The organism is Clostridium hydrogeniformans DSM 21757 (genome assembly GCF_000686705.1).
GTDB lineage: Bacteria > Bacillota > Clostridia > Clostridiales > Clostridiaceae > Clostridium_Z > Clostridium_Z hydrogeniformans.
This window is the reverse complement of the sequence record NZ_JMLJ01000006.1, coordinates 53268-72684: the sequence shown is the minus strand read 5'-3', so window position 1 is coordinate 72684 and position 19417 is coordinate 53268. Positions and strand designations below refer to the sequence as shown.

The following is a 19417-nucleotide window of genomic DNA, read 5'->3' as shown; positions in this document are numbered from 1 at the left end:
GAGGGGTTTTATGAAAAAAAATAGGGTGTACCTTTTAGCTATCTTTGCATTACTTTTAATATCCATATACTTTTCAATAAACATAGGAAGCGTGAAGGTACCCTTTATGGAGATTATACAAGGGCTTTTGGGAGAAGTTACTGGAGATGCAGGAATAGTACGAGATTTAAGATTACCAAGAATATTAATAGCTATATTAGTTGGAGGAAATTTAGCTGTTTCAGGAGTACTTCTTCAAGCTGTTATGAAGAATCCTTTAGCAGATCCAGGGATAACAGGAATATCAGCAGGGGCTAGCGTAATTGCAATATTTGTAATGTTATACTTTCCTAAATTATATTTTGCTATGCCTCTTATGGCTTTTACTGGAGGAGCTTTTGCCTGTTTTTTAATATATTCTTTAGCATGGAAAAAGGGGTTATCTCCTGTAAGAATAGTCCTTGCTGGAGTGGCAGTAAATTCTGTTTTAGGTGGAATTTCAGGTATGCTCTCCATATTAAATAGTGATAAAATTTCAGGAGTTCTTATGTGGTTAAATGGTAATATTGCTACAAGAGGATGGAAGGATGTGTATATTTTATTTATATATTCCTTAATAGGTATAGGACTAGCTCTTCCACTATATAAGAGTTGTAACATAATTTTATTAGGAGATAAGACAGCTAAAAATCTAGGATTCAATGTAAATGTTCAAAGAATACTTATATCTGCTGTAGCTGTGTTTTTAGCAGGGGTCTCAACATCTATAGTGGGAGTAATAGGTTTCATAGGACTTGTAGTTCCACATATTTCAAGAATGATAATAGGTTCAGATCACAAGGTATTAATACCCTTTAGTGCAGTACTAGGAGCTCTTATTTTATTGTTAGCAGATACCTTTGGAAGGGTTATAGCAGCGCCTTATGAAATTCCAGTAGGAATAGTTATGGCTGTTATTGGAGGACCATTCTTCCTTTATCTTTTAAGAAGGAGTGATAGGTAATGATAGAGGCAAAGAAATTAAGATTTACCTATATTGAGGGAAAAGATTTTATTGAAGACTTAAATATAAAAATTAAAGAAGGTAAAATAACAACAATTATAGGACCAAATGGATCAGGGAAATCTACATTATTAAATCTTTTATGTAATCTTAATAAACCTAAGTCAGGTAAGGTACTTTTAAGAGAAAAAGATATAAAGACCTTAAAATGTAAGGAGATATCAAAGACTATTGCCACAGTATTCCAAAATAATTATTGTCCTGATGATATTACTGTAGAGAAATTAGTGTATTATGGCAGGATACCACATAAAGGTTATTTTGAAGTAAACAATGAGGAAGATGAGGAAATAGTAAATTGGGCATTAAAAGCTACTAAGCTCATGGAGCTTAGAGATAAGGTTGTAATGGAACTTTCAGGAGGAGAAAGACAAAGAGCGTGGATAGCTATGGCACTAGCTCAAAGGCCTAAAGTTTTATTTTTAGATGAGCCCACTACTTATCTTGATATATTCCATCAAATAGAAGTCTTAGATCTTGTTAGAGAGTTAAATAAAAAGTATAACATAACAGTGGTAATGGTCCTTCATGATATAAATCAAGCTATGAAGTATAGTCATGAGGTAATAGTTATGAAAAATGGTGAGATAGTAGCTTTCGGAGAACCTAAAGAGATTATCAATGAAAAGCTTTTAAAGGAAGTATATAAGGTTCAAGGATTTATAAATTTATGTGACATTACAGGGGAATGTTATTTTATTCCAATGAAAGTGTGTATTTAAATGTAATATAAGGAGGAATATAAATGAAGATATTATTAACTTATTCAAGTAAAACAGGAAATACTAAGAAGGTGGCTGAAGGATTAAATCAGATTATGCCAAAGGATATAACAGATTTTATGCCAGTAAATAAGGTGGAATCCATAGATAAGTATGATTGTATCTTTGTAGGATACTGGGTGGACAAGGCCCTTCCAAATGATGAGGCTAAGGTATTTATGGAGAGTATAAAGAATAAAAAAGTAGGAGTTTTTGCAACTCTTGGAGCTTATCCAGATTCTCCTCATGGTAGGGAGTCCTTAGAAAATGGAGTTAACATATTAAAGAGTAACCACAATGAAGTAATAAGTGAATTTATATGCCAAGGAAAGATAGATGAAAGACTTGTAGAGATGTTTAAGAGTTTTCCAGAAGGACATCCTCATTATGTAACAGAAGAAAAGCTTAAAAGATATGAAATAGCTGCAAAACATCCAGATGATAATGATATAGAAAGAGCAAAAGAAATATTTGAAAAGGGAATGAAAGAGAATGGAATTAAATAAAAGAGCAAAAAGTCATCATGACTCAGCTTCAGTAATGGAAAAACTAGCAAGAGGGCCAAGGGATTTAAATGAATACCTAAGAGGTATATCTGAGAAAGGGAAATCTAGAAAGAAGTCCTCAATATATATCCATGTTCCTTTCTGTGATAAAATATGTACATTTTGTAGTATGAGAAGAAGTTTAAGCAATCCTACAGAGGATTATCATAAACTTATTATAAAAGAGATGGAGAACTACAGCACACTAGACTATATAAAAAATTCATCCTTTGATGCAGTATATTTTGGAGGTGGAACACCAACTACCCTAGAAACTAATGGGTTAAGAGAAATTTTAAGAGCATTAAAAAATAGTTTTTCTTTCACTGATGATGCTGAATTTACTATAGAAACTACAGTAACAGAACTTAGTGAAGATAAGATAGATATGTTTTATAAAGAAGGGGTAAATAGATTTAGTGTAGGGGTACAGACTTTTTCAAAAAGAGGTAGAAATCTCTTTGGAAGAAAAGGTGATGGAGAGTTTGCCTATGATAAGTTAAAAAAATTAAAAGAAGCTGGATTTTCTAATGTAAATATGGATCTTATTTATAGCTATGAAAATCAAAGTAGCGAAGATCTTTTAGAGGATTTACATAAGATATATGATCTTGATTTAGCAGGATTCTCCTTATATTCTCTTATAAATATGAAAAATTCATCTTTAGGAGCAGCAGAAGGATTAGATACTGATAAACGATTATTTAACCTTATAGGAGACAATAGTGAAAAAGAAGGTTATAGATTTTTAGAATTAACTAAAATGGTAAAGAGAGATGAATATAAGTACATCTTGAGTAGACATAATGGAGAGGATACCGTGCCTTTAGGAGCAGCTGCTGGAGGAAGTGTTGATGATATAATGATGATGAATCCAGTAGATATAGGGGAGTATAGAAATTCTATTGATGAATTTAATAAAAGAAAGGGAATGCTATTTAGCCCTATGTATAAAGAACTATCTAGAATAAAGGGGGACCTTCAGAGGGGAATAATTCCTACTAATTATTCAATGATTAAAGAAAAAGATCAGGTGTTTAAATATATAGGAGACTTAAAGAAAAGAGGACTTGCTATAGAAAAGGAAGATAAGATTTTCTTAACAAGAGAAGGCTTGTTTTGGGGAAATAATATTTCTAAAGAATTTTTGGAGCTTTTAACTTAAGAATTATAGAAACTTTTATCTGATGGCTATAAGCTTTATCCCACCATCCGCGTGTAAGGTGGGGAATAACAGTTGATACACCACTAGATTAACTCATCTAACCTTTAGGTGGGGGAAAGAACACCACCTAAAGGAAGATTCGTTCTATAAAAAATATAAAAATTCAGTTGGGAAAATATAGATAATAATATTTTTATATGTATATTATAGGCTATAATTATTAGTGCTTATATAATAGTAGAGCTTAGAATTAGATAAATAGGATGAGTGAAAAAAATGTCGAAGAAATTTTCTTGAAAAATCCTAAGGTATGTAGGTAAAATAGTAATAATTTAATATTTATCTTATCAAGAGCGGTGGAGGGACTGGCCCTGTGAAACCCAGCAACCAATAAATTTTTATTTATATGGTGCTAAATCCTGCAGATTTCCTGAGAGATAAGACTATAGTACAGTTTACCTTGATTAATTAAAGGGTTACTTCTTAGCTTTTAGGAAGTAACCTTTATTTTTATGTCTGTAGAGTTTCAGGTAGAGATATTATTAAATTAATTTTTATTATGAAGGGAGATAGTTTAATGAATAAGTCTTTAGCCTTTGAAACTAAGGCAGTAAGAGGTACAAGATGTGGGGAGGATGCTACGGGATCTATAAGTTTTCCTATATACTTAAGTACCACATTTAAACACATAGGGCTTAATGAAAGTACTGGATATGATTATTCTAGGCTACAAAATCCAACTAGGGAGGAACTTGAGAACACTTTAGCTACATTGGAGAATGGAAAGGAAGGAATGGCATTTTCCACAGGGGTCGCAGCAGTTACAGCAGTACTTCACCTATTTAAACCAAAGAATCATATAATACTCTCTGATGATCTTTATGGTGGTACTTATAGATTATTTCAGAATATATACAATGAATATGGACTAGAAGTGACCTTTGTAGATACCACAAATGTTAATAATATAGAAAAGAATTTAAGAGAAAATACTAAGGGGGTCTTTATAGAAACTCCATCTAATCCAATGATGAAGGTGGCTGATATTAAAGCTATATCAAAACTTTGCAGAGAGAAAAGAATTATATCAATAGTTGACAATACTTTTTTAACTCCATATTTTCAGAAGCCACTAGATCTTGGGGCTCATGTGGTAGTTCATAGTGGAACAAAGTATTTAGGAGGTCATAATGATGCCTTAGCTGGTTTTGTAGTCTCAAGTGATGAGGAGATAATTAATAGAATAAGATTAATCCAAAAATCCACAGGAGCCTGTTTATCGCCCTTTGATTCATGGCTTATATTAAGGGGGATTAAAACTCTTCATATAAGACTTAAAAGTGCACAGAATAATGCTATGAAAATAGCTAAATGGCTCAAGAATCAAAAGGGCATTGAAAAAGTATATTATATAGGCTTAGAAGAGCATGAAGGGTATAACATAACTAAAAAACAATGTAGTGGATTTGGAAGTATGATATCTATTAAAACCGAGAGTGTAGAATTAGCTCATAAAATTCTATCTAAGGTTAAAATAATTAGCTTTGCAGAAAGCCTTGGAGGGGTAGAATCTCTTATAACCTATCCATTTACTCAAACTCATTCAGAAATACCAGAGGCAATAAAAAAATCCTTAGGAGTTGATGAAAGACTTCTTAGATTATCTGTAGGAATTGAGGAGGTTAATGATTTAATAGAAGATCTTAATGAAGCTATAAATGGATTATAAAAAAATGATGTAATCCTAAGAATCATAATAAAAAGTCTTAATTATCCTATAGGAAAATGAGAGATAAGGATTATTAATAATAATATATAAGGCTATTTAAGAAAAGTAAAATTAGGGGAATTTATAATGGAATCATAGATTATATAACTATAAGATAGGGGATGAATAACCAATGAAATTTGGAACAAAGCTTATTCATAATGGGTTTAACATAGATAAAGAAACAGGGGCAGTAAGTACTCCTATATATCAAACATCAACTTATCATCAATTTGATATAGATAACTTTGGAAAGTATGATTATTCAAGATCAGGAAATCCAACTAGGGAGGTGCTGGAAAACACCATAGCCCATTTAGAAGGAGGGGAATGTGGATATGCCTTTTCATCAGGAATAGCAGCCATATGTTCAGTAATTAGTATTTTTTCAAAAGGAGACCATATTTTAATAGGCAAAGATGTTTATGGAGGAACCTATAGGGCAGTAACTACTATATTTAATAGATTTGGTATAGAGTTTACATTTATAAATGGAGAGAACCTTCAAGATATAAAGAAAAAAATAAAACCAAATACTAAGGCGATTTATTTAGAAACTCCATCCAATCCTTTATTAAAAATTACGGATATTAAAGAGGCATGTAAAATAGGGGAGGAAAATAATTTAATAGTTATAGTGGATAATACCTTTATGTCTCCATATTTTCAAAAGCCATTAGAACTAGGAGCTCACATTGTAGTCCATAGTGCTACAAAGTTTATAGGGGGGCATAGTGATGTAGTGGCTGGTCTTGTAGTTACTAAAAATAAGGAACTTGGAAAAAGGGTATATGGGGTTCAAAATGGCTTTGGAGCTATTCTTGGACCACAGGATTCATGGCTTATTCTTAGGGGACTTAAAACACTAAAGATAAGGATGGATTTATGCAGTAGTAATGCTAAAGCCTTAGCTAACTGGTTAAATAATAGAGAGGATATAGAAATGGTATATTATCCAGATTTAGATGGACATGTAGGACGAGAGGTTCATCTATCCCAAAGCTCTTCAGGAGGGGCTGTCCTTTCTTTTAAAACTAGCAGTGAAGAAAAAGCTCTTAAGTTTTTAAGAAATATAGAAAATACATCTGTAGGGGTAAGTCTTGGGGGAGTTGAAACTATAATATCCTATCCAGCTAAAATGTCTCATGCAGCTATACCTAGGGAGGAAAGAGAAAAATTAGGAATTGGGAATAACTTAATAAGAGTATCACTAGGGATTGAGGATATAGATGATATAAAGGAATCTTTTAATAAAGCTCTTTCTCTTTAACTTTTCTAAAGTGAAAATAATTGAATAAGGTAATTTATTTTGGATAATACTCTAGATATTTAATAGAATGAATCTTCCTTCATGGGGTACTCTTTCCACCATATGAAGGTTAGATAAGCTCATCTAGGGTTGTAGCAACTGTTATTCCCCACATTTAATAGGATGGGGGTGTTACAGCTCCTAACCATTAGATAAATTTTTGAAATTTGATAAAAAGAATAGGTTATGATAATGTTGAAATAGTAGAAATTTAATAAAAGAAAGAATTTCCTATATATAATGGTTAGGAAATTAAATATATTATTATATAAGAGTAAGGTAAAATATAGAGGTGAAAATTTTGAATAAAAAGGCATTAGAAACCTTAGAAAAGTTTTATGGATATAAGAGTTTTAGAAAAGGGCAAGATGATATAATAGAAAGTATTTTAGAAGGAAATGATGTACTTGCTATTATGCCAACAGGTGGAGGAAAGTCCATATGTTATCAGATACCAGCATTGCTTTTAGAGGGGGTAACCATTGTGGTTTCACCTCTTATTTCTCTTATGAAGGACCAAGTAGATTCAATTAAAGCCATGGGGATTGGAGCAGCTTACATAAATAGTTCCCTTAGTACTACAGAATTTAGAGAAATTATAAGTGGAATAGAGAATAATGAATATAAGATTATATATGTGGCACCAGAAAGACTAGAATCCTATGAATTTTTAAGTGTTATTACATCAGTTAATATATCCCAAGTAGCTGTGGATGAAGCTCACTGTGTATCTCAATGGGGACATGATTTTAGAAGTAGCTATAGACGCGTAATTCATTTTATAAATAGTCTTGTAAATAGGCCTATTGTTACAGGATTTACTGCAACAGCAACTGAAGAGGTTAGGGAAGATATAGTTAAGTCTTTAGGACTTAAAGAGTGCAAAGTGTTTATCTCTAGTTTTGATAGGGAGAACTTAACCATAGAGGTAATAAAGGGACAAAATAAGGATAGATTTATAAAAAACTATATTAAAAATAATAAGGATCAGTCAGGGGTTATATATTGTGCCACAAGAAAAGAAGTGGATTCTTTATATGAGATTCTTCTTCGTAATAAGTTTTCAGTGAATAGATATCATGCTGGCCTTTCTGATGAAGAGAGAAAGAAAAATCAAGAGGATTTCATACATGATAGAATAAATATAATGGTTGCAACTAATGCCTTTGGTATGGGAATAGATAAATCTAATATAAGATATGTAATTCATAATAATCTTCCTAAGAATATAGAAGGATATTACCAAGAAATAGGTAGAGCAGGCCGTGATGGGGAAGAAAGTGAATGTATATTACTTTTTAGTCCAGGGGATGTACATACCCAAAAATATTTAATAGAAATGAGTACAGAAAATATAAATAGAAAAAACAATCAATATAAAATGCTAAAGCAAATAGTGGATTTAGTTCACAGTAATGATTGTTATAAAAAATATATATTAAATTATTTTGGAGAGGAATATGAAGGCTCTTGCTTAAAATGTAGCAATTGTAATTCTCAAGGGGAAATAGTAGATAAGACCTTAGATGCTCAAAAGGTTTTATCTTGTATATATAGGATGAAAAGAAACTTTGGTACAACTATGATTATAGATGTGCTTAGAGGGTCTAAAAATAAAAAGGTTACAGATCTTGGTTTTCAGGAATTATCTACCTATGGAATAATGAAGGAATATTCAAAGGATAACTTAAAAGAATTTATAAATACTCTTATCTCCCATGGATTTATAGATTTAGATGAGGGAGCATATCCAGTAATTAAGCTTAATGAAAGATCCATTAAGGTGCTTAAAAGTGAAGATAAGGTAGAATTTAAAGAGGTTAAGGTTGAAGGAACCCTTGCAATTAATAATGATTTATTTGAAGTACTTAGAGCTTTAAGAAGAGAATTAGCACTTAGGGATGGAATAGCCCCTTATATGGTATTTGGAGATGGAACCCTAAAGGAAATGAGTATAAAATATCCAAAATCTAAAGAGGAATTTATGGATATTTCAGGGGTTGGAGCTGTTAAGTATGAAAAGTACGGAGAAGAGTTTAAATCTACTATACTTAAATATGTAGAAGAAAATAATATAAATATAGAATCCTTAAATAGTGAAGATTCTAATGATGAATTTTTACAAGTTTCTACGGATTTAGAACTTTTAGAAAAGCTTATAAATTTAAGAGAGAAAGTTTCAAAGGAAAGTGGGGAATTATCTCAAAAGATTATATCAAGAAACACTCTTAAGGAGATTAGTGGACGATATCCTGTGGATTTAGATGATCTTAAAGATATATCAGGAATGGGACCTAAAAAAATAGAGAAACTTGGAGAAGCTATAGTATCTATTGTACAAGAATATATTAATCATAAAGAGATTAAACCTAATTGGCAGGAGAAGAAAAAAAGAAAAGTTATAATAGATGGAGAATTTAGGGCAAATCATGAAATAGCCTTAGACATGCTAAGAGAAAATAAAAATATAAATGAAATAGCTAAAGAAATAGAAGTGTCTGTTTCTACTATATTAGGCTATGTTACAGATTATATTAAAGAGGGAAGCACCTTAGACTTTAAGTTAAACTTAGAAGAGCTTTATGATAATGAAGATAAAGAGGTTATATTAGAGGCATGTAAGGAACACGGGATAGATAAGGTAAGTAAGATAAAATCATATCTTCCAGACCATATAAAATATGAGTCTATAAGAGCTGTTATACTTGAAGAGTTTCTTATTGCGTAGTTAATAATAATAATAACAATTGAAGTTTTAGATAATGAACACATAAAAAATATATTAAGAATAAGAAAAAGGATAAGCTTTTAATTAAGGCTTATCCTTTTTTTTATCTATTAGAGATTACTAAAGCTTTAAAACACGTATATTTCTAATAAATAACATAAAACACCAATGACTATTGAAGGTATTGTAGTTATAATAGTTGCCCACATAGAAGATTTCTTATCCATAGCAATTAAAGGGAAAAGAGCATCTCCATCTTGAGATATGGCATTAGAAAGTAAAGCAGAAAAAGGAATGAAGCCTTTAGTAAATAAAGTTACAAATATAATTTGAGGACCGCAACCAGGGATTAATCCTATTAATGCGCCTATTATAACTGCGGCAAAACCAGTTGCAGTTAACATATTTTCAATTACAATTTCTCCTCCCATAAAATATACGCCTATATCGTATACTAAGTAGGCAAAGAATACCCAAGTACCAACAAAGGCAGTTTCTGAAGCATTATGAATAAATGTTTCTTTAAGAGAAAATAGCTTACTTTCTGTTTCAGGGTGGCTATCATCATTTAAAAATTTCTTATTTAATATCATATATACTATAGAAAATAATGTACCACCAATCCCTATAAATTTACCTAGATTAGGTATTAAAAAGTCTTTATTAACATCCACTTGAGCTAAAAGAGCAATCCCTAGTATTAAACCTATGGAAATATAAATCCAAAAGATTTTATATCCAATACCATGGGTAAACTTATAAACCTTGTCGCTAAGCTTATTACCTTCATCACTATGATGAAGAGCTATATCTATAAAGTCACCTTCACTGTGGCCAATATGCTTCTTTTCAGAAGTAGGCTCTACCTTAGAAAGTCCTCTTTCATATTCAGTTAATACACCTTCATAGGGTTTATGGCTTGTACTAGAAGAATTAGTAGTAATATTTTTTCTAAGATTTAATTTATCCTCTAGTTTAAAGTAGTCAACTAGGTATCCAACAGCTATAGCCACTATATAAGAGAGTATACTTACTAAAATATAAGCTTTCATAGAGACTGTCATAAGAACAAAGGCCGAGTCCCCCATGGTTGCTATTAAAGTAGCTATTACAGTACCAAAGCTTACACTACCCTTAATAAAGAGAGGCATAATTAAAATAGCTCCTCCACATCCAGGGGTTAACCCTAAAAATGCACCGATTAGAGGTTGTAGCTTTTTAGAATTTTCAATAGTTTTTATAAGCTTTCCCTCTTTTTTATAATCAATATAACCAAATATAATAAGAACAGCTCCAACAAAAACACCTACTTGAAGAAATGCATTTTCTGCGGAGGTAAGTATTATTTGAAATAAATCTTTAAACATATAAATCACCTCTTTATAATGAAATTGATAATCGTTCTCATTATAAACGATGAAGAAAGAATTTGCAATATTAAATTATTTTCTAGTACTGTGAAATTTATTCTATCTATGTTTTTAAAGGATAAGATAGTATAATTTTATTTAAGAGATAATCTAATGAATGACTATCTAAATGTTTAAGTGAGATCTAACAGAGGATAGAGTGGGGGATGAAAAATGAATATAGCTATAATGGTATGTAAAAAGATGACCTTTGAATGTTCTGGTACATGGTGTTTTAAAGCCTTTAATGAGAGAGAAAAAGCTTTTGAGATTTATAAGGATAATTCTAAAGTTAATCTATGTAGCTTCTTTCATTGTAATGGATGTGGAAGTGATTTAGATAAGGAATTAGAGTATAAGGTGACTCAGCTTAATAAAATGGAAGTGGATACAGTACATATGTCAAGATGTATTGAGGTTGAATGCAACAGATATAATGAAATAAAGGATTTTCTTATTAAAAACAACTTTAAGGTTGTAGAGGGAACTCATTAGGTTAAAAAATTTAAATTTATTTATAAAATAGAGTGGGTAGTGCTATAAAAGTCTAAATATAGTACTACTCACTTTATTTATTTTTAGTAAAAAGGGTCTAAATTAACTAATTACAATTAAAATACACTAAAAAATAATAAATTAATAATATTAATTTTAGAAAAACTAATATATATGAAGCAATAGAGAGAATATTGAATATATCTTTCTAAAATCACATTACACCAATATTTACCAATTAGTATAAATAAAGTAAAATGATATTACGGAAATAGAGTATGATCTTTAAAAGTATAAGTAATTAATTTACATTAAAAATATATTTACTCTTTAATATAACAAATTTAAAGATATTTTTGAAGGGAGAGTTAATAGATGAAAGCTTCTAAATTCAATATTTTTTATGACTCAGAAGAAAAAGATAAATTAATAGCCTATAACTCTAGGACAAATGCCTTAGCACTTATGTCTAAAGGGGATTATGAAAAATTTGAAAATATGATTGATGAAAATGTATTTGATAAGGAATTAAAACTGACAAATGATTTACTTCAAGGTGGGTTCTTAATAGAGGATAATATTAATGAATTAGAGATATTGAAATATTTACAGCTTAAAAAAAGGTTTTCTACTAAGGATTTAGGGTTAACCATAGCTCCTACTTTAGGATGCAATTTCGCATGTGTATATTGTTATCAGAAAGATCATAGTAATTTTACTAAGATGTCTAAGGAAGTTCAAGATAAGCTTATAGAATTTATAAGGAGTGAGGCTGATACAATATCAATTTTAGATATATCATGGTATGGAGGCGAGCCATTACTTGCCATGGATGTTATAGAGGAACTTTCTTATAAAATAATAGAAATATGTAAAGAAAAGAATATAAGCTATTCTGCTACTATTGTTACTAATGGGTATTTATTAAATAAAGATATTGTTAAGAAATTTAAAGAACTTAAAATACAGTCTATGCAGGTAACTTTAGATGGATGTGAAAAAAGTCATGATTCTAAGCGATTCTTATCAGGGGGACAGCCCACTTTTAAAAAGATAATAGAAAATATAGCTGATATAATTGATGACTTTTCTAGTGTAGCTATAAGAATAAACACGGATAAAAATAATAAAGATGAGATATTCTACATATTTGATGTTTTATCTAAGTATGGTTTAAAAGATAAGGTCATTCCTTATTTAGGATATATTGAACCTATAAATGGAAACTATGAGGAGGAAAACTGTTTAACAGTAGAAGAGTTTTCTAAACTTGAACTTGACTTTACAGATTTTTTATCAAAGTCTAATGATAAATTATCAGTTTTTGATAAATATCCTAGATCAAAATATAATTATTGCTGCGCTGATAGTCTAAATGCATATGTTATAGATCCAGAAGGAAAAATGTATAAATGCTGGTCAGATATAGGACGTGAAGAATATTGCTTAGGAACTATTAAAGATGGAATAAAAAATCCTAAATATATTTTAGAATATTCCTTATATGATACTATTAATGATAGTGAATGCAAAGATTGCAAGGTGCTTCCTATATGTATGGGAGGATGTCCGAGAACTAGGGTAGATAAGAATATAGACAGGTGTGCAGGTATAAAGTATACATTAGAGGATTACTTGAGGAAACTTGTAAGCATTAAAGATAAGAGTATAGATAATACTATTCAATCAATTAAGTGTTGTTAGTTAGTTTTTAAATTAAATCTTAAGATTTAATTTATATAATAAATTAAAAGGGGGAGAGATTGTGGAGTATTTAGTAAAACCTAAAAATGATAATCTTATGGAAGAATCTACTGTTGAGACTACAGAAAATTTGGGAAGTATAAAATCACAATGCCTTTGTAGAGAATCATGTCCAAAGCATTGCTGGGGACAAAGATGCAATCCAAGAACGGATCCATGCTAAAAATAAATAGCTAAAAACAGAGACTGAGATTAATTTGTTTTAATCTTAGTCTCTAAAAAATTTTAGTGAAAAAATTTTTATTATATTTAAGGTCAATAAGTTTTTAGTTTGGAATTTTTTCTAAATGCCTTTACTTACATTAGTAGATTTAGTTACATTGCTTGCAAATAAAAATATAGTGTATTTTATAAGTACATATATAACTAGTACTAGTGCCAAAACTTCAGAAAACTTAACTAAATAATTTAGAGATGATATTGGATTTCCACTATCAATTAAAAATTTATTAGTTTGTTTTAATGCTATACCGCTTATTACAAAAGGAAATGTAAAAGCAGAATAACTAGGATAAAACTTTAGTTTAAGAAGCTTTGGTAAATATAAAAGTACTCCTAAAAGCATAATTAAACATAACCCTAATAAGAACCATACAATAACCATATTTTTATCTTTAAAAGATGCCATATATCCAGCAAGACAAAGGCTAGCAGGTGCTGTAAATATAGCTATAGTAGGCAGAGCAGGCTCAGGAATACCTTTAGTACAAAATACTCTAAATAGTACTATAGGTAGTAATATTATGTAGGATACAAAACCAAACCAGAATAAATATTGACCAATATTGGATAGATTAAAAGCAGGAGCACTTATGCTTCCAACCACAATTCCTACATAAACTATAAAGTAACTTGGAAACACCTTTTTCATATCAAAGTTTAATATAAACTTTGTTGTAAAAAAGGCTATAAGTAAAATATGAATAGTAAGTCCTAAAACCCAAAGTATTAATGCAAAACTTGGTGCATAGGGCTTTATGTATGTGGATAAAATCATAATTCCCATAGAAAATGTTGGGAATACACTAGCTATAACAGGATTTTTTAAATCTTCAGCCACAGCCTTTGGGCAAGAAACTATTTTTATAATAAGAAGTACTAAAATTATGGCTGATAAAATTCCAAGAATATTTCTATAGATGTTACCATAAGATAGAACTAGATTACCAAGGGCCGCTAAACCTAGCATTAAGCCACAAATAGGTAAAGGTAATTTTTTAATGATTTTTTCCATGATTACACTCCATTATTTATCTGTATTTACAAAGTCAAGTTCTCTTACTATTATTTCAGCAGCTTTTTCAGCTATTTCACCAGTAAAAGAAATACATTGGTTTTTATGTTCCCCAGAACCCATATCCATTCCTTGAGTAAGGATTCTACAACATAAAACCTTGTGATTATTTTTAAAACTTTCTTGTAACTCGTTAGCTAATTTTAATGTGTTTTGAACCTTAGTGTCTCCCCCTGCAGTTCTTCCAAAGAAATATCCAAGACTCATTATTCCTCCAGAAATTGCACCACAAACACATTTTGATTTTCCTATACCAATAGGAAATCCAGAAGCCATAGCTATCATTTCTTCAGGCATGTCCAACTCAAAATTTTCTCTTATAGAAGCTACTATTGCCTCAGAGCAAAAGAAATCCCCTCTTCTGTAGAACTCTTCAGCATCTTGTTTAATTTTGTTTATACTAACTTCCTTTTTCATTTAAAATTCCCCCTTAATCATCATATTATTACATCATAAGTATAGGACATAGGAGGGGAGAAAAGAAATAGAATATACAAATAGGAAGTGCGGTTTCTATTTAAAATATCTATAGTAAAGAGGGGTTTTACTTAACATTTAAACACTATGCAAAAACCTTATATTACATTAAGTATTCATTTAACTTCATTGAAGTCAAAGAGTATATAATTAAATTAGGTAATATAATGTGTTAACTACCATAGAAAAGTTTAAAATTTTTACAAAGATTAATTTTAGTATATATATTGAAGTAATTATAAATTTATTTGAGTAAAAATTCTTACTATTATTAAAGGATTAACTAAGAATTTTATTTTAAAGATTTATTACAACTTATATATAATTAATGATTTTTAGTAAGGGTTTTCTTTAGCTTTGGTTTTGAATATATGTAATAGATACAAAATCCTTTATAGAGAGAGAAATAGGATTTTGGGTAACTTGTTATTGAAAACTAGATTAATCATCTTTATTAGTTTAGTTTTGTCAATATATAAGCTTTATTTTAGGGGGTATTGAAATGTTGTCGACAAAAACAACAAAAAACACATCTGTATTTGATTTAGATGGAATTCCTACTTTGGACAAAGCGATTCCATTATCTCTTCAACATGTTTTGGCTATGATAGTTGGAAATATAACTCCTGCTATTATAGTTGCAGGAACTGTTAAATTAGGAACTGCAGATAAGACTTTATTGGTTCAATGCGCTATGTTTATAGCAGGTATTGCAACTCTTATACAGCTTTATCCCATTGGTAGGATAGGATCAAGACTTCCGGTAATTATGGGAGTAAGCTTTGCTTATGTACCAACTCTTATAGCAATAGGAGGAGAATTTGGTATAGCTTCAATTTTTGGAGCCCAGCTTATTGGTTCTTTAGCAGCAATAATAGTAGGAATATTTATTAAACCACTTAGAAAGTTCTTTCCACCACTTGTGGCAGGAACCGTTGTGTTTACAATAGGATTATCATTATACCCTATTGCAATAAATTATATTGCAGGGGGAGTAGGATCACCAACCTATGGATCTTATACAAACTGGATAATAGCAATTATAACTCTTGTAGTAGTATTATTCTGCAACCAATTTACTAAAGGATATTTAAAACTTGCTTCTATATTAGTTGGTATAGTAGTTGGATATATAATATCCATTATAGTTGGTATAGTAGATTTCACTCCAGTAGCTCAGGCAGGATGGTTCTCAGTACCTAAGCCTTTACACTTTGGTATGGAGTTTAATCCATCAGCAGTAATATCCATGGTTATTATATATGTAGTTAATGCAGTTCAAGCAGTAGGAGATATTTCTGCAACTACTGTAGGTGGACTTGGCAGGGAAGCAGAGGACAAGGAGCTATCAGGAGGAATTATAGGTAATGGAGTAGCTAGTGTTTTAGCATCAATATTTGGAGGACTACCAACAGCAACCTATAGTCAGAATGTTGGAATAGTTGTAATGACTAAGGTGGTTAGTAGATTTATACTAATGATTGCAGCAGGAGTAATACTTCTTGCAGGATTTATTCCAAAAATTGGAGCTTTAATGACTACCATACCACAATGTGTTCTTGGAGGAGCTACCATTACAGTTTTTGCAATGATAACAATGACAGGAATAAAATTAATAATTCAAGATGAATTATCAGGTAGAAATGTTACTATAGTAGGACTTGCTGTAGCTCTTGGAATGGGTATAACACAAACTCCAGAAGCTCTTGCATTATTCCCAGATTGGGTTATGATGATATTTGGTAAATCAGCAGTTGTAATAGCTACTATTGTAGTACTTGCTTTAAATATAATATTACCTAAGAAGAGTATTGAGGATGAAGAAAAAGAAAGATTAGAAATGGAAGCTTAAAATTATTAAACTGATAAATATATAAATTTATATATATTTATAACTTACTGGTTAAATTAAAAAAAGCATGCTGAGAATTATGGACCCGATTCTCAGTGTGTTTTTTTATTTATATAAAATATTTTTTAGAAACACATAAGATTATTCTAAAAAAAGAAAAAATGTTCGCAAAAGTTCTTGGAAAAAGTAAAGAAATCTATTATTATAATATAGGGACTATTATTAAATACATAGAGATTAGTAAAAGGATATAATAATAGATTATGTTTTAGGGCTAAATATAATAGGTATAGGGAAAGATTAACTTAGGTGAGGGATTACCCTATATAAGTTTTAATGTGGCCTATTGAGTTAGTTAAGTTTTAAAAAAAGTCAAAAATTGTGATTTTAACTTTTAAAGTCATAAAATCATAAGAAAAGAGCTATAAACTTAAAGACTTTACTTTAACTAGAGAAAGAAATTAATTTAAGTAATTTTTAAATTTTACAATTACTATATAAGTCTTTAATATCTAAAGTGCTAGAATTAAAATCTATGGGATAAACTAATCTTATAATTACAAAAGAAAGAGGGGCAAATTTTTGGAAAACTTTTTTAAACTAAAGGAAAATAATACAAATATTAAACAAGAGATAATAGCTGGAATTACTACTTTTATGACTATGGCATATATATTAATAGTTAATCCATCTATATTATCTGTAGCAGGTATGGATCAAGGGGCTGTATTTACTGCTACAGCAATTTCAGCAGTGGTTGCAACCTTAGTCATGGGATTATATGCAAAACTTCCTTTTGCTCAGGCACCAGGTATGGGACTAAATGCTTTCTTTGCTTTTACAGTTGTAAAGGGTATGGGATATTCTTATGAGTTTGCATTAACAGCAGTTTTTTTAGAAGGTCTTATATTTATATTCTTAACTTTATTTAATGTTCGTGAAGCTGTTGTAGACTCCATACCTATGAGTATAAAAAGAGGGATATCAGTTGGAATTGGACTTTTAATAGCACTTATAGGACTTGAAGGAGCTGGAATAGTTGTTCATCCAGAAGGTGGTGGACTTTTAATAGGACTTGGAAACATAACAAAGGGACCAGGACTTTTAGCTATAATAGGTATAATTATTACTGGGGTATTAATATCTAGAAAGGTAAAGGGAGCATTATTTATAGGTATGCTTTTAACATCCTTAATAGGAATACCTATGGGAGTCACTACTCTTCCATCTAATATTATGAGTATGCCTCCATCTATTGGATCTGTATTTTTTAAGTTTCAGTGGAATAATATATTTACTCTAGATATGGCAATAGTATTATTTACCCTTTTATTTATGGACATGTTTGATACCATAGGAACATTAGTTGGAGTTGCCACTAAAGCAAAAATGCTTGATAAGGATGGAAAGGTTCCAAACATAAAGAAGGCTTTATTTGCAGATGCCATAGGAACTACTGTAGGAGCATGCCTTGGAACAAGCACAGTAAGTACATTTGTTGAAAGTGCAGCTGGAGTTGCAGAAGGAGGAAGAACAGGACTTACAGCTGTATCCACAGCAGTAATGTTCTTTTTAGCATTATTTTTCTCTCCAATATTTGCAGTTATAACTCCAGCAGTTACAGCATCAGCCTTAGTGTTAGTTGGATTATTTATGATAGAACCAATTAAAGAAATAGAGCTAGATGATTATACAGAAGCATTACCAGCATTTTTAACTATAATAATGATGCCTTTTTCTTATAGTATATCTGATGGTATAGTATTTGGAGTAGTGTCTTACATATTGTTAAAATTATTTACTGGGAAATATAAAGATATAAGTATTGCTACACTAGTAGTAGGTATTATATTTGTACTTAAGTTTTTAATATAATTAGTTAATTTATAAGTGTATCTTAACCTTAGAAGGGATGGGATACACTTATTTTATTTAATTTAAAATAAGAAAGGGTATGAAAAAGTAAATATGCTTAACTCTTAAGATGATTATGAGGAGAAATTTATATTAAAAAATTTTTATAAAATTAATTATATAAATACTTTGCAAAACTAACTTCTGTTTATGGATAATACCGAAACTTACTTTTTCAATTTACAATTTAGATAGAATACTTATTTAAAAATGAAAAATAATATAATTGAATACAATTTATTGAAATTATGATATAATAAGTATATAAGATGCTGTACTTAATTATAAAATTTAAGTATTATGAATCGAGGATAATTTATAATAGTTTAGGAGTTAAGTAAAAATGGAAATAAAGTATAGTAAATTTCAACTTATTTTAGAGATGATAGGTGCTATGATTTTAATGGCCTTCTTTATTTTTATTATAAAGAGTTGGGGAAGTATTCCAGATATGGTTCCAGGTCATTATAATGCATTAGGAGGAATTGATAGATGGGTTGATAAAACTCAAATATTAATAATGCCTATTATTGGGGGAGCAATGTATTTTGGACTTACAATAGTAACTTTTTTTCCGAAAATATGGAATGTTCCTTCAGCGAAAACAGAGAAAGGGAAAAAGGATGTTTATAGATGTATAAAAACTATGATAATATTGCTTAAAATAGAGATATTAGGAGTTTTTTTCTATATAACTTCTTACTCAGCCCAGTCATTAAAGTTACCAAAAATATTTTTACCTATAGAACTACTTGTTATATTTGGATCTTTAATTTATTTTACTAGTAGAAGTGTTTCTTTAAGTAATCAACAATGAGGGTAAAGATAGAAGGACTCTATATATTAATTATCAAAAATATTTATAAAGTTAAATTATAATATGATTTATAAATA

General features: G+C 30.0%; 16 protein-coding genes and 1 riboswitch. Of the genes, 13 read left to right on the top strand and 3 right to left on the bottom strand.

Annotated features, from left to right (window positions below):
• The first annotated feature begins 10 nt into the window (after nt 1–10).
• From BR69_RS0102995 to recQ, 7 genes are all read left to right on the top strand, one after another.
• Nucleotides 11–982 carry a FecCD family ABC transporter permease gene (locus BR69_RS0102995; RefSeq protein ID WP_027631865.1) on the top strand — a complete coding sequence of 324 codons (972 nt, stop codon included), beginning with the start codon at nt 11–13 and terminating at the stop codon, nt 980–982.
• A complete protein-coding gene (locus BR69_RS0102990) occupies nt 982–1764 on the top strand; it encodes an ABC transporter ATP-binding protein (RefSeq protein WP_027631864.1) in 783 nt (260 codons plus the stop codon). The genes BR69_RS0102995 and BR69_RS0102990 overlap by 1 nt, the downstream gene beginning before the upstream one ends.
• Nucleotides 1765–1787: 23 nt before the next feature.
• Nucleotides 1788–2309 (top strand): flavodoxin family protein, encoded by a 522-nt coding sequence (locus BR69_RS0102985; RefSeq protein ID WP_027631863.1) that lies wholly within the window; start codon nt 1788–1790, stop codon nt 2307–2309.
• Nucleotides 2296–3513, top strand: a complete 1218-nt coding sequence (locus BR69_RS0102980; RefSeq protein WP_027631862.1) for a coproporphyrinogen-III oxidase family protein — start codon at nt 2296–2298, stop codon at nt 3511–3513. The genes BR69_RS0102985 and BR69_RS0102980 overlap by 14 nt, the downstream gene beginning before the upstream one ends.
• Nucleotides 3514–3854: 341 nt before the next feature.
• Nucleotides 3855–3957: riboswitch (SAM riboswitch) on the top strand.
• A gap of 133 nt (nt 3958–4090) precedes the next feature.
• Nucleotides 4091–5242: a trans-sulfuration enzyme family protein gene (locus tag BR69_RS0102975; protein ID WP_027631861.1), complete on the top strand. Its 1152-nt coding sequence runs from the start codon at nt 4091–4093 to the stop codon at nt 5240–5242.
• 172 nt (nt 5243–5414) lie between these two features.
• Nucleotides 5415–6551, top strand: coding sequence for an aminotransferase class I/II-fold pyridoxal phosphate-dependent enzyme (locus BR69_RS0102970; RefSeq protein ID WP_027631860.1), 1137 nt, complete (start codon nt 5415–5417; stop codon nt 6549–6551).
• Between the two features lie 340 nt (nt 6552–6891).
• Nucleotides 6892–9318: a DNA helicase RecQ gene (recQ, locus tag BR69_RS0102965; protein WP_027631859.1), complete on the top strand. Its 2427-nt coding sequence runs from the start codon at nt 6892–6894 to the stop codon at nt 9316–9318.
• A gap of 128 nt (nt 9319–9446) precedes the next feature.
• Here the strand turns inward: recQ and BR69_RS0102960 are convergent, their stop codons facing one another.
• The gene (locus BR69_RS0102960; protein ID WP_034849265.1) at nt 9447–10685 is read right to left on the bottom strand and encodes a putative manganese transporter; all 1239 of its coding nucleotides are present in this window, start codon (nt 10683–10685) and stop codon (nt 9447–9449) included.
• 216 nt (nt 10686–10901) lie between these two features.
• Here BR69_RS0102960 and BR69_RS0102955 point away from each other — a divergent pair, with 216 nt between their 5' ends.
• From BR69_RS0102955 to BR69_RS21750, 3 genes are all read left to right on the top strand, one after another.
• Nucleotides 10902–11222: a CGGC domain-containing protein gene (locus BR69_RS0102955; RefSeq protein ID WP_027631857.1), complete on the top strand. Its 321-nt coding sequence runs from the start codon at nt 10902–10904 to the stop codon at nt 11220–11222.
• 375 nt (nt 11223–11597) lie between these two features.
• Nucleotides 11598–12926, top strand: coding sequence for a radical SAM/SPASM domain-containing protein (locus BR69_RS0102950; protein ID WP_027631856.1), 1329 nt, complete (start codon nt 11598–11600; stop codon nt 12924–12926).
• A 61-nt stretch (nt 12927–12987) separates the two neighbouring features.
• Nucleotides 12988–13149, top strand: coding sequence for a hypothetical protein (locus BR69_RS21750; RefSeq protein WP_160169930.1), 162 nt, complete (start codon nt 12988–12990; stop codon nt 13147–13149).
• A gap of 120 nt (nt 13150–13269) precedes the next feature.
• Here BR69_RS21750 and BR69_RS19750 read toward each other — a convergent pair whose 3' ends face one another.
• Both BR69_RS19750 and BR69_RS0102935 read right to left on the bottom strand, forming a co-directional pair.
• Nucleotides 13270–14220, bottom strand: coding sequence for a TDT family transporter (locus BR69_RS19750; RefSeq protein ID WP_034849263.1), 951 nt, complete (start codon nt 14218–14220; stop codon nt 13270–13272).
• A 12-nt stretch (nt 14221–14232) separates the two neighbouring features.
• Nucleotides 14233–14697, bottom strand: coding sequence for a C-GCAxxG-C-C family protein (locus BR69_RS0102935; RefSeq protein WP_027631855.1), 465 nt, complete (start codon nt 14695–14697; stop codon nt 14233–14235).
• A 562-nt stretch (nt 14698–15259) separates the two neighbouring features.
• On the opposite strand from BR69_RS0102935, the gene BR69_RS0102930 reads away from it, so the two are divergent.
• The 3 genes from BR69_RS0102930 to BR69_RS0102920 all read left to right on the top strand — a co-directional run bounded on the left by BR69_RS0102930 (nt 15260) and on the right by BR69_RS0102920 (nt 19340).
• A complete protein-coding gene (locus BR69_RS0102930; protein ID WP_027631854.1) occupies nt 15260–16609 on the top strand; it encodes a uracil-xanthine permease family protein in 1350 nt (449 codons plus the stop codon).
• Between the two features lie 582 nt (nt 16610–17191).
• The gene (locus tag BR69_RS0102925; RefSeq protein ID WP_027631853.1) at nt 17192–18484 is read left to right on the top strand and encodes an NCS2 family permease; all 1293 of its coding nucleotides are present in this window, start codon (nt 17192–17194) and stop codon (nt 18482–18484) included.
• Nucleotides 18485–18866: 382 nt separating this feature from the next.
• Nucleotides 18867–19340 carry a DUF1648 domain-containing protein gene (locus tag BR69_RS0102920; protein ID WP_027631852.1) on the top strand — a complete coding sequence of 158 codons (474 nt, stop codon included), beginning with the start codon at nt 18867–18869 and terminating at the stop codon, nt 19338–19340.
• The last annotated feature ends 77 nt before the right edge of the window (nt 19341–19417 follow it).